The sequence below is a fragment of the Mesorhizobium sp. M7A.F.Ca.AU.002.02.1.1 genome (assembly GCF_003998535.1).
Taxonomy (GTDB): Bacteria; Pseudomonadota; Alphaproteobacteria; order Rhizobiales; family Rhizobiaceae; genus Mesorhizobium; species Mesorhizobium ciceri.
Genome location: NZ_RZPB01000109.1, coordinates 1 through 12,033, shown reverse-complemented (window position 1 = coordinate 12,033; position 12,033 = coordinate 1). Strand labels below are relative to the sequence as shown.

Annotated in this window: 10 protein-coding genes, 1 tRNA gene, 1 pseudogene and 1 riboswitch; of the genes and pseudogenes, 4 read left to right on the top strand and 8 right to left on the bottom strand. The window is 61.9% G+C overall.

Features of this window, described 5'->3' with window-relative positions; translation table 11 throughout:
* Positions 1–231: PLP-dependent transferase (locus EN879_RS09760; protein WP_206520931.1), on the bottom strand; the 231-nt coding region annotated here is incomplete at its 3' end.
* A gap of 57 nt (positions 232–288) precedes the next feature.
* Positions 289–366: riboswitch (SAM riboswitch) on the bottom strand.
* Positions 367–440: 74 nt separating this feature from the next.
* Here EN879_RS09760 and EN879_RS09755 point away from each other — a divergent pair.
* Together EN879_RS09755 and EN879_RS09750 are read left to right on the top strand one after the other, a co-directional pair.
* Positions 441–1,535 carry a 2'-deoxycytidine 5'-triphosphate deaminase gene (locus EN879_RS09755; protein WP_063170016.1) on the top strand — a complete coding sequence of 365 codons (1,095 nt, stop codon included), beginning with the start codon at positions 441–443 and terminating at the stop codon, positions 1,533–1,535.
* A 100-nt stretch (positions 1,536–1,635) separates the two neighbouring features.
* Positions 1,636–2,409 carry an ABC transporter substrate-binding protein gene (locus EN879_RS09750; protein ID WP_024503157.1) on the top strand — a complete coding sequence of 258 codons (774 nt, stop codon included), beginning with the start codon at positions 1,636–1,638 and terminating at the stop codon, positions 2,407–2,409.
* 171 nt (positions 2,410–2,580) lie between these two features.
* Here EN879_RS09750 and araD1 read toward each other — a convergent pair whose 3' ends face one another.
* From araD1 to chvE, 4 genes are all read right to left on the bottom strand, one after another.
* The gene (gene araD1, locus EN879_RS09745; RefSeq protein WP_013533635.1) at positions 2,581–3,573 is read right to left on the bottom strand and encodes an AraD1 family protein; all 993 of its coding nucleotides are present in this window, start codon (positions 3,571–3,573) and stop codon (positions 2,581–2,583) included.
* A gap of 305 nt (positions 3,574–3,878) precedes the next feature.
* Positions 3,879–5,165: a multiple monosaccharide ABC transporter permease gene (gene mmsB, locus EN879_RS09735; protein WP_127274029.1), complete on the bottom strand. Its 1,287-nt coding sequence runs from the start codon at positions 5,163–5,165 to the stop codon at positions 3,879–3,881.
* Positions 5,162–6,694 (bottom strand): multiple monosaccharide ABC transporter ATP-binding protein, encoded by a 1,533-nt coding sequence (mmsA, locus tag EN879_RS09730; RefSeq protein WP_063170018.1) that lies wholly within the window; start codon positions 6,692–6,694, stop codon positions 5,162–5,164. Before mmsA ends, mmsB begins: the two co-directional genes overlap by 4 nt.
* Before the next feature lie 123 nt (positions 6,695–6,817).
* Positions 6,818–7,888, bottom strand: a complete 1,071-nt coding sequence (gene chvE / locus EN879_RS09725) for a multiple monosaccharide ABC transporter substrate-binding protein (RefSeq protein ID WP_027161715.1) — start codon at positions 7,886–7,888, stop codon at positions 6,818–6,820.
* Between the two features lie 311 nt (positions 7,889–8,199).
* On the opposite strand from chvE, the gene EN879_RS09720 reads away from it, so the two are divergent.
* Entirely contained in the window at positions 8,200–9,189 is a 990-nt protein-coding gene (locus tag EN879_RS09720) for a LysR family transcriptional regulator (RefSeq protein ID WP_127274028.1), read from the top strand.
* A 130-nt stretch (positions 9,190–9,319) separates the two neighbouring features.
* A complete protein-coding gene (locus EN879_RS09715; protein WP_024503153.1) occupies positions 9,320–9,556 on the top strand; it encodes a hypothetical protein in 237 nt (78 codons plus the stop codon).
* Positions 9,557–9,558: 2 nt separating this feature from the next.
* On the opposite strand, the gene EN879_RS09710 is transcribed toward EN879_RS09715, so the two are convergent.
* From EN879_RS09710 to EN879_RS09700, 3 genes and pseudogenes are all read right to left on the bottom strand, one after another.
* Positions 9,559–9,632 (bottom strand) — tRNA-Gly (locus EN879_RS09710).
* 81 nt (positions 9,633–9,713) lie between these two features.
* Positions 9,714–11,627: an acyltransferase family protein gene (locus tag EN879_RS09705; RefSeq protein WP_127274027.1), complete on the bottom strand. Its 1,914-nt coding sequence runs from the start codon at positions 11,625–11,627 to the stop codon at positions 9,714–9,716.
* 196 nt (positions 11,628–11,823) lie between these two features.
* Positions 11,824–12,033: pseudogene (locus tag EN879_RS09700) on the bottom strand (hypothetical protein); the annotation flags it as partial.

The window sequence follows — 12,033 nt, the reverse complement described above, 5'->3', positions numbered from 1 at the left end:
TTCCAGCGCGCACATGCGCTTCTCGAACATGTCGACGGTCGGATTGGCGTAGCGCGAATAGATGAAACCCGGCTCTTCGCCCTTGAAACGGGCTTCGGCGGCTTGCGCCGTTTCGTAGACATAGCCTTGGGTGAGATAGATCGCTTCTGACGTTTCGCCGAAACCGGAACGCAGCGTTCCGCTGTGCACGAGTGCCGTCTGAGGCTTCCAGTTGCGCTTCTTGGTGCTCATCGCTTTTCTTCCAGACACAAAAAAACCGGCCGCGAAAGTCGCAACCGGTCCATACGGCCTTGCGGCCCGACGGTCCTTTAGCGACTTGTTTAACGTGGCTGCAAGCCGACCGGCCAAATCACCACGGGATAACGACCCTTTAGACCCGCACCGCGCTTGCGTCAATTGCCGGCTTCATTAAGAGGTTTGTACCAAGCAGGAGTGGAGCCTTGCGGCAGACAGGCATTCTTCCCGACCAGGACATATCGGCGCTGCTCCAGTCCGGCGCGCTGAAGTCGGCGCGTGCGCTCGACACCGACCAGATCCAGCCGGCCAGCCTCGATCTCAGGCTCGGCGACAAGGCCTGGCGGGTGCGCGCCTCCTTCCTGCCCGGCCCCAATCACAAGGTCTCGGAAAAGCTCGACCGGCTGCAGCTGCACGAGATCAATCTGGCCGAGGGCGCGGTGCTGGAGACCGGCTGCGTCTACATCGTGCCCCTGCTTGAAAGCCTGGCGCTGCCGGCGGACATTTCAGCCTCGGCCAATCCGAAGAGTTCGACCGGACGGCTCGACATCTTCACCCGCGTCATGACCGATCGCGGCCACGAGTTCGACAAGATCGCGGCCGGCTATCATGGCCCGCTCTTTCTGGAAGTCAGCCCGCGCACCTTCCCGATCGTCGTCCGCACCGGGTCGCGCCTGTCGCAGATCCGTTTCCGCACCGGCAATGCGCTGCTCTCCGAAGCCGAGTTGCACGACCTGCATCGCACGCAGATGCTTGTCGCCACCGAGCCGCCGAACATTTCCGGCGGCGGCATCGCGCTGTCGATCGACCTCAACGGCGATCAAAGCGGCTTGGTCGGCTATCGCGGCAAGCATCACACCGGCCTCGTCGATGTCGACAAGCGCGCGGCCCAGGAAGTCGTCGACTTCTGGGAACCGATCCACAAGAGCGGCGCCGGCGAACTGGTGCTCGACCCCGATGAATTCTACATCCTCGTCAGCCAGGAGGCGGTGCATGTGCCGCCGCTCTACGCCGCCGAGATGACGCCCTTCGATCCGCTGGTCGGCGAATTCCGCGTCCATTATGCCGGCTTCTTCGATCCGGGCTTCGGCCATTCCGCATCCGGCGGCACCGGCAGCCGGGCGGTGCTGGAAGTGCGCAGCCATGAAGTGCCGTTCATCCTCGACCACGGCCAGATCGTCGGCCGGCTGGTCTACGAGCATATGCTGAAGCGGCCGCAGGCGCTCTACGGCACCGATCTCGGCTCCAACTACCAGGCGCAGGGCCTGAAGCTGTCCAAGCATTTCCGCGCCGCGCGCTGACCCTCATTGCCCCAAGGCAAAATACTTGCCTGTACCGGCTCGCCATGCTTGGCTGCCTTGCCGCCCGTCAAGCTGGCGGCGTTCAAGGGGAACCAAGAAAATGCGATTTTCGAAATGGGTCATATCGGCGGCGGGCGCTGCCATGCTGGCAACACTGGCCGGCTCTCTGTCGGTGCAGGCGGCGGAGAAAATCAAGATCGGCACCGAGGGCGCCTATCCGCCGTTCAACACCATTACCGCCGACGGCAAGGTCGAAGGCTTCGACATCGACATCGCCAATGCGCTGTGCGCGCAGATGAAGGTCGAATGCGAGATCGTTACCCAGGACTGGGACGGCATCATTCCCGCTTTGCAGGCCAAGAAGTTCGACGCCATCATCGCCTCGATGAGCATCACCGAGGAGCGCAAGAAGCAGGTCGCCTTCACCAACAAATATTATACGACACCGCTGGCTCTGGTGGCGCCGAAGGACACCGATCTCACCTCGACCGAACCGGCGGCCCTTGCCGGCAAGACGGTCGGTGCCCAGGCTTCGACCACGCAGGCCGACTATGCCCAGAATGAATATGGCAAGGCGGGCGCGGAGGCCAAACTCTATCCCACCCAGGAAGAGGCGATCACCGACCTGACCAACGGTCGTCTTGACGCCGTGATCTCGGACAAGTTCGTGCTGATGGATTGGCTGAAGAAGGCAAGCGACGGCTGCTGCAAGCTGGTCGGCGACGTCAAGGGCACCGAGACCCAGGCCGGCATCGCCGTGCGCCTGGACGACACGGCCCTGCGCGACAAGCTCAACGCGGCCATCGACGCGATCGTTGCCGACGGCACCTACAAGAAGATCCAGGCCAAGTATTTCGACTTCGATATTTATTGAGGCAGAGGCGCCTTTTCCTTCTCCCCTTGTGGGAGAAGGTGTCGCCGGAGGCGACGGATGAGGGGTGTTCCAGGGAACGCCAACGTTTCACTCCGCTGGAACACCCCTCATCCGTCTCGGCGCTAACGCGCCGATCCACCTCCCACTTGGGGAGAAGGAAAAGGCGCGCTCTCAAAGCGCCTTCACAGCCACCTTCACCGGCTGCTCGATCTCGAGCGGGTTGCGCAGCGGCAGGCCGAAATCCCCGGCCTCGATCTCGAAGACATCGCCGGCCTCGGTCGTGATGCCGTCGGCGAAGGACAGCGTCGCCGTGCCGAACATGTGCACATGCACGTCACCCGGCTGGCGGAAGGCCGCGTATTTGAAATGATGATGTTCGAGATTGGCGATGGTGTGCGACATGTTCGCTTCGCCGGACAGGAACGGCTTTTCCCACAGCACCTCGCTGTCGCGCACGATGCGCGAGGTGCCGCGGATGTCGGACGGCAGGTCGCCGATCAGGATCTCCGGCCCGAACGAGGCGTTGCGCAGCTTGGAATGCGCGAGGAACAGATAGTTCACGCGCTCGGTGACGTGGTCGGAAAACTCGTTCGACAGCGTGAAGCCGACGCGGAAAGGTGCGCCGTCGTCGCCGATGACGTAGATGCCGGCGACCTCGGGCTCTTCGCCGGCGTCCTTGGCAAAGGCCGGTGACAGGAGTGCGGCGCCTGGTGCCACCGCCATCGTGCCGTTGCCTTTGTAGAACCATTCCGGCTGCACGCCGATCTGGCCTTTCGCCGGCTTGCCGCCCTCCAGCCCCATGCGGAACATCTTCATGGAATCGGTGAGCTGCTCCTCGCCGTCGGCGCTCAGCTTCTTGTGCATGGAATCGCGCGTCGCGGCGGAGCCGAGATGCGTCAGCCCGGTGCCGGTCAGGTGCAGATGCGCCGGATCGGGGTGATTGATCGGCGACAGCAGCCGCCCCTTCTTGTAAGCGGCCTCGAGATCGACCGTCTCGCCAAGCCCCTTGCGTTCGATCAGCGCGACGAGGCCGACGCCGGTGCGGGCGGCCTCCATCGCCAGCGAATAGACGCTGCGGGCGCCATTGATGATCCGGGTCTTGCCGCCATTGCGGGCGACGACGCGGATGGTCTCGGCGTCGTCAAGGATCTGGGAGATCAGCATGATGAATCCTCTCTCATTTGCCTTGGCAGGGCTGCCAAAACGGCAAACCTTGCTCAGCGCGGCCGGGACCTCGTCCATGCCACGGTTTAAATTCTCAGTTCGGATTGCGCTCGCGGGCCTGGTCCCTCAGGGACTTCTGTTACCGGCGGGTTGCCGGCAGCGTCGCGATCGTATGCCTCCTGCTTTCCTCGATCAGAGCAGTTCACCGTTTCACGGAAACGGCGAACCGCTCTAACTCATTGTCTTGGCGCAATTCCGGGCGGAAAACCGTTTCACACTTTTCCTGGAATTGCTCTTAAGTCCGTTCAAGCCTTGTTCTTGTTGTAGACGTCGAAGATCACGGCGCCGAGCAGCACCAGGCCTTTGACCACCTGCTGCCAGTCGACATTGACGCCCATGATCGACATGCCGTTGTTCATCACGCCCATGATGAAGCCGCCGACCACCGCGCCGATGACCTGACCGACGCCGCCCATCGCCGAGGCGCCGCCGATGAAGACGGCGGCGATGACGTCGAGCTCGCTGCCGAGGCCCGCGGCCGGCACCGCCTGTCCCAGTCGCGCCGCGATGATCAGGCCGCCGAGCGCCGACAGCACGCCCATATTGATGAACACCATCAGCGTCAGCCGCTCGGTGTTGATGCCTGACAGCTGCGCGGCCTTGGCATTGCCGCCCATGGCGTAGATACGGCGGCCGATGGTCATGCGCTTGGTGACGAAGACGAACAGCGAGATCAGCACGCCCATGACGAGCAGCACGACCGGCAGGCCTCTGTAGCTGGCGAACTCATAGACCAGGAACAGCGCCAGGGCGCTGGCGACCAGCGTCTTGACGACGAACAGGGCAAAGGGCTCGGCCTCATAGCCATGGCGTTCGCGCTTGCGACGCGTCCTCACCCCGAAATAGGCATAGGCCAGCACGGCGATCAGGCCCAGCACGATCGTCGTCATGTGCAGCGTCAGGCCGCTGCCCATGATGGTCTTGCCGGCCGCGTTCACCGTCGGCGGGATCAGCGTCAGCGGGCCGATGACATCCGGGATGAAGCCCGAGCTGAGCATTTTGAAGTCGTCGGGAAGCGGACCGACCGAGGATCCGCCGCCCAGCAGCGCCTGGCAGATGCCGCGGAAGATCAGCATGCCGGCCAGTGTCACGATGAAGCTCGGTATTCTGTGATAGGCGATCCAGTAGCCTTGCGCCCCCCCGATCAGGCCGCCCACGACGAGGCAGATGACCGCAACCACCAGCGGATTGCTGAGCGGTCCAAGTTGCCAGATGACCATCATGTTTGCCGCCAGCGCGCCGATGAAACCGGCGACCGATCCGACGCTGAGGTCGATATAGCCGGAAACGATCACCAGCAGCATGCCCAGCGCCATCACGATGATGAACGAGTTCTGCTGCACCAGGTTGCTCAGGTTCACCGGCTTGAACAGCGTTCCCGACGTGGTGAACTGGAAAAACAGCATGATGACGATCAGCGCGATGATCAGGCCGTATTCGCGCAGGTTCGTGGCCAGCGCCGAGACGGCGATGCGTGCGCGCTGCTCTTCGGCGACATTGCCGTGCGGGGCGGGGGCGCTTTCGGTGCTCATGCTGCTTTTCCTTCTCCACGAACGATGGCGCGCATTATTTTTTCCTGGCTTGCTTCCGCGGCGGGCATTTCGCCCACGATGCGCCCTTCGTTCATGACGTAGATGCGGTCGGTGATGCCGAGCAATTCCGGCATTTCCGACGAGATGACCACGATCGCCTTACCCTCCGAGGCGAGTCGCGCGATGATCGTGTAGATTTCGTACTTGGCGCCGACATCGATGCCGCGTGTCGGCTCGTCGAGGATCAGCACGTCCGGGTCGGCGAACAGCCATTTCGACAGCACCACCTTCTGCTGGTTGCCGCCGGAAAGATTGCCGGTCAACTGATAGACGCTGGAAGCGCGGATATTGGTCTTCTTGCGATAGTCGTTGGCAACGGCGAGCTCGCGCATGTCGTCGATCACGCTGTGGCGGGCCACGCCGCCGAGATTGGCCAGCGTGATGTTGTGCTTGATATGGTCGATGAGGTTGAGCCCGTAGGTCTTGCGATCCTCGGTGACGTAGGCGATGCCGTGTTGGACCGCCTTGCTTACCGAGGACACATCGATCGGCTTGCCCTTGAGCAGCACCTCGCCTGTGATGCGGCGGCCGTAGGAGCGGCCGAACAGGCTCATGGCGAATTCGGTGCGGCCGGCGCCCATCAGCCCGGCAATGCCCACCACTTCGCCCTCGCGCACATTGATGTCGATACCCTTGATCACCTGCCGCTCGGCATGGAGCGGGTGATAGACCGACCAGTTCTTCACCTCGAACACGATCTCGCCGATATCAGGCTCGCGCGGCGGATAGCGGTCGTCGAGGGAACGACCGACCATCGAGGTGATGATGCGGTCTTCGGAGATGTCCTTCTTGGCCAGCGTCTCGATGGTGCGCCCGTCACGGATCACCGTCACCTTGTCGGCGACCCGGTTGATCTCGTTGAGCTTGTGCGAGATCAGGATCGAGGTCATGCCTTGCCGCTTGAATTCGAGCAGCAGGTCAAGCAGCGCCTGGCTGTCCTTTTCGCTGAGCGATGCCGTAGGCTCATCGAGGATCAGGAGCTTGACCTCCTTGCTCAGCGCCTTGGCGATCTCGACCAGCTGCTGCTTGCCGACGCCGATATTGGTGATCAGCGTCTTGGGGTCCTCCTTAAGGCCCACCTTCTTCAACAGCGCACTGGTGCGCTCCTCGTTGGCGTCCCAGTCGATGACGCCGAATTTCGCGTGCTCGTTGCCGAGGAAGATGTTTTCGGCGATCGACAGCATCGGCACCAGCGCTAGCTCCTGGTGGATGATGACGATACCCTTGTGTTCGCTGTCCTGGATGCCCTTGAACTGGCATTCCTGGCCTTGGAAGATGATCTGGCCGTCATAGGTGCCGGAGGGATAGACGCCCGACAGCACCTTCATCAGCGTCGACTTGCCGGCGCCGTTTTCGCCGACCACGGCGTGGATCTCGCCTTCCTCGACGCTGAGATTGACGTTCGACAGCGCCTTCACGCCGGGAAACGTCTTGGTGATGTCGCGCATCTCCAAAATCGTCGGGGCCATGGGGACTACCGCTCCTTGAGAGCTCGGCAAATATTGCCGGCGAGGTCGGTGACAATACCGGGCTCGCTGGTGAACGAAAAGGGGCCCTGCGTTGCGCAGGACCCCCTGACTTTGTAACCGGGATTACTTCAGTTCGTCGGCCTTGATGTAGCCGGAGTCGACGACCAGCGCCTGGTAGTTCGACTTGTCGACTTCATGCGGCGTCAACAGGATCGAGGGAACGACCTTGACGTCGTTGTTGTAGGTCTTTTCATCGAGTCCGTCCGGCTTGCCGCCCGAGAGCACCTTGTCGACGAGCTCGACGGTGGCCTTGGCCAGTTCGCGGGTGTCCTTGAACACGGTCGAGTACTGCTCGCCCGAGATGATCAGCTTGACCGAAGCGGTCTCAGCGTCCTGACCGGTCACGATTGGCCAAGGCTGAGCCTCGGTGCCGTAGCCGACGGCGCGCAGCGAGGCGGTGATGCCGCGCGACAGGCCGTCATAGGGCGAAAGAACGCCATCGACGCGGCTGCCATCCGAATAGTTGGCCGACAGCAGATTGTCCATGCGTGCCTGGGCGGTGGCGGCGAGCCAACGCAGCGTGCCGACCTTGTCCATGCCGGTCTGGCCGGACTTGATCTTGATCGAGCCGTCGTCGATCAGCGGCTGCAGGACGGAGATGGCGCCATTGTAGAAGAAGAAGGCGTTGTTGTCGTCGGGCGAGCCGCCGAACAGTTCGACGTTCCACGGCTTGGTGTTCGGGAAGCGTTCCTTGAGGCCCTTGACCAGCGAATTCGCCTGGATCACGCCGACGCCGAAATTGTCGAAGGTGGTGTAGTAGTCGACATTGGCGGTCTTCTTGATCAGGCGGTCATAGGCGACGACGACGACGCCCGCGTCAGCGGCCTTCTGCAGAGCATCCGACAGGGTGGTGCCGTCGATAGAAGCGATGATCAGCGCCTTCGGGCCTTTGGTGATTTCGTTTTCCAGCTGGCTGAGCTGGTTGGGGATGTCGTCCTGCGCGTATTGCAGGTCGACGGTGTAGCCGAGAGCCTCGAGCTGGGACTTGACGGCATCGCCGTCATTGATCCAGCGCTGCGAGGTCTTGGTCGGCATCAGCACGCCGACGAGACCCTTGTCGGCTGCGTGCGCCGAGTAGGTCATGGCAGCGATGCCAAGGGCCGCGACGGCGGCCAGTGTCTTGATGATTTTCACTTTAACTCTCCCTGTTTGATGGACGCGGCACCCCGGGGGTCGCGGGCCGCGCAATCGTGCAGAAGCGCCAAGGCACCGCTGCCGTCATATCGATCTCCGGTATCCTCCCATGGCCCCGAGACGCTGATTCAATCGATACGATTTTTCTCGTCGGCGACCGTCACGTCTTGGAACGCGCGGAGGGTGTGGGTCTTTGCCATAACTGTCAAATGCGATCTTTGATGGTTGCTATATCATGGTTGGTATATGTATTGCGACGTGACGGGCTGACCCCGATGTCGGTCGTACACGAGCAGAAGGCAGGGAAAGCGATGGCGCGGCCAGCGAATCCGACAACAGCTTCAGATGGTTACAGAGAAGCACCGGGCGATGGCGAAACCCTGCTGCGCAGCGGTCTCAGTCTGCGTCACATGCGCATGATCGTCGCGCTCGACGACCATGGCCGGGTCAGCGCGGCAGCCCAGGTTCTGAACATTTCGCAGCCGGCGGCCTCGCGCATGATCGCGGAGATGGAGGCGGTGCTGGAGGTCAAGCTGTGCGAGAGGCTGCCGCGCGGCATCACCTTGACGCCATACGGCAAGGCTTTGGCCAGGCGCGCGCGCTCGATCCTGCTGGAGATGCGCGAGGTCGACCGCGAGATTTCCGAGCTCACGGCGGGCAAGGGTGGTTCGGTTTTCCTGGGTGCCGTGACCGCGCCGGCAATCGAGCTGGCGGTGCCGGCAATTCGTGAAATCCGCCGCATCTATCCGCGCATCGAGATCACCATGCAGGTCGAGACCTCCAATGTGCTGGCACGCGAGCTGATCGCCACGCGCCATGACTTCATCATCGCGCGCATCCCGGACGACCTCAATCCGCGGCTGTTCGAGTCGCGCGTCATCGGCGTCGAGAAAGCCTGCCTGATCGTGCGCCGTGGCCACCCGCTCACCAGGGGCAGCGTGGTGCGGCTGGAAGACACCGCCGCCTATGACTGGGTCTTCCAGTCGGGCGGCTCGCCCTTGCGCCAGGCGATGGAGAGCAACTTCCTCAACCGCAACATCGCTTTGCCGGACCGTATCCTGAACACCAGTTCGCTGCTCCTGACCCTGGTCATGGTCGCGCAATCCGATGCCATCGCACCGGTCTCTGTCCAGGTGGCGAAATTCATCCAGAACCCTGACGGGCTGGCCGGCGCCATCGACGTCGTCCAGACCGAATTCGACATCGAGGTCAGGCCCTACAGCCTGATCACGGTGAGGAATCGCGCGCTGTCGCCGGCCGCCAAGATGCTGCACGACTTCATTCTGAGGGAAGTGGGATGATGGCTGGATCAGGTAAGCTTCTCCGGCGAAAGCGCCGCCAGGCCGAGGCCAGCGAAAGCGAACTGGGAACATTATTTCCCGCCGATGCGTTCATGATCTTGCAAGGGACGATTTCTTCTGGAGGCTGAACATGCGCAGCTTCGAAATCATCGACCTGCTTTGCGTGATCGAGGCCTGCAAGCACGATCGATCGGTCGGCAATTTCGTGTCCATGGCTGAAGGCGTGGAAGAATTGCGGGTGTTGACCGGCGACTTCGTTTCATCGGATGACGCGGCGGCAAACGCCCTCGCAACGGTGGCGCTGGCGAGAGGCTGCTCGGTTGTGTTCGACGAACAGGCAGGCGCTGAAATGGTTCTGACGCCTTAGGCTGGAGCGGGTAGCGGGAATCGAACCCGCGCGTTCAGCTTGGGAAGCTGACAAGCTACCATTACATCATACCCGCGTGCGCCCTCGTTAGCATGAGGGTTGGCCTTCGGGCAATCGCAAAGCGGTCCGTTTCGGCACGACGCCGTCGTGCTGCGGATCACGGCGCGCCTGCGGCCGTGAATTGCCGGTTTGCCTTCGCGGCCTTGTCGCTGGTGGCGAAACTTGGCCAGTATTTCGAGATGGCCAGCGTCGCGCCGGCGGAAGAGAAGTGGCCATAGTCGAAGTAGAGAAATTCATTGGTCTTGGCGTCGGCGTATGAACAACCGGCCGAGTCGCACAGATACGTCAGCGGATCTATGAAATCGGCCCCTTTGGTGAACGGCAGAACCCGTGCGTTGATGCCCGGATCCATAGCCATAGGCCAGGATGTGGTTCCGGCATGCTCCCGCTTCACCAAGAAAGCGATCTTCTGGACGTCGGCGATGAATTCCGGAGACTGGCCGACGGTATAGACCTTGACCCCCATCTCGCGAAGCCGGTCGATCGTCTTCTGCAGGCCGGCGAAGCCCCTGGCCTGGTAGTCGGTCCATCGGCCGCTCAGGATCACCGCCTGGATGTTTGCGTCGCGAATGATCGACAAGGCCCGTTCGTTGAAGCGGGTGCAGGCGGGCCGAGCATAGGAAAAATAGGTCAGGTCGGGCGGACAGCCGGCATAGGTGTATTGGATGACATTGGCCTGGATTTTCTGGGCGTTGGGCTCAAGTCCCGATACATAATGGGCAGCGAAAGAATCGCCCCACAGCAGCACATTGGTGGCAAAGCCCGTTGTACGGGTGCAGTCGGCGAGATTCCAGTCTTCGATGCGGGTCCCGTTTTCGTTGAAGCAGATGCCGTTGCGCCAGTCGCCGACCCGGATACGTTCGGTCGAGAAGTCCGGGAACCGTTGCGGGAAACCGTTGCCCAGTGCACCGGCCAAACCACCGGCGCACAGCAGCGCGATGGCCGTCGCCGAAAAAGCGAAGATAGGCAGCGGTGCGGTATAGGCTCGTTTCTGGCGGAAGGGCTGCTCGACATATTTCCAGGAGAATGCCGCCAGGGCGAAACTGGCCACCGTCATCGCGACAATCGTTGGCACACCGACGGTCTTCAGCGAGAGATAATGGACGAACGAGTTGATTGGCCAGTGGACGAGGTAAAGCGAATAGGAAATCAGGCCGACCCAGACCAGCGGCGCCAACCGAAGCACGCGAGTGGCGACAGGTGCCGGCCTGTCCGCGTTATCCTGGCCAGCATAGATCAGCAGTGCTGTTCCGATGCAGGGGAATAGGGCATTGTAGCCGGGAAACGGATCGCTGTCCGAAATCATCACAAAGCCAAACGCAATCAGGGCAAAGCCGGCGAGGCCGATCAGTTCCACCGCCAGCCGACCGGCTAGGACCGGAGGCTTCCGCAACATCAGCATGGCGCCCAGCGCCAGCTCCCATATGCGCGTCGGCAAGAGATAGAAGCCTGCCGTCGGTGCCAGCGAGGTTGCTATGACTGCCAGGGCAAAGCTGCCGACGGCCATCAGCAGAAGTACCGTCAGCCAGCGCTTCGAGACGTATCGGTGGATCAGATAAAGCAGGATCGGCGCGAAGATATAATACTGCTCTTCCACCGAAAGCGACCATGTGTGCAGGAGCGGCCGCAGTTCTGCGTCGATGGAGAAATAGTTCATCGTTCTCCAGAAATAGATATTCGACCAGAAGGTCGCGGCGGCGATCACGCTAAGGCTGAATTCGTGGAGATCCGAAGGCAGAAGGATGAACCAGGCGGCAATGCTCGAGAGCAGGATGACGAAGGTCAGCGCCGGCAGGATGCGCCGGGCGCGGCGCCAGTAGAAGCGGCCGATCGAGAACTGGCCCCGCTCAAGATCATCGAGCAGGCTGCCGCTGATCAGATAGCCCGATATGACGAAGAAGATGTCGACACCGGTGAAGCCGCCAGGAATGGCGGACACGCCGAAATGGAAGAGCACGACGGGCAGCACCGCAACGGCCCGCAGGCCGTCGATGTCGCGCCGGTAGTTCATCCGGCCGGCTCGCGCGCGACCACCATGATCCGTGCGGCCGCACCCGACACGCTCATGCGGCGATGCCTTCGGTCGTGCTGAAAATCCCGGCTCGTCGGTCTCACAGGCTTACCCTCAGGCAGCAATTTTGCTGCGCTGCAACATGGGTGTCAAGGCATATATTGGCTGTCGCGAAATCCGCCAGGAACGCACAGGATCAGGCGCCGGGCAGATAGATTACCGCGTAATCGTCCGAGTAGGCCCGTTTCCAGCCCAACTGGTCGAAGAAGGGAATCCGGCTGTCGTCGGCCGACAGCAGCGCCCAATCTATTGCGTATTTCTTCAGGCGGGCTTCGAGGAGCGGCTTGCCGTCTCCGCGTCCGGTGTCGTTGTCGCTCTTTGTGAAGCCGCCCAGGAACAGCTGGTC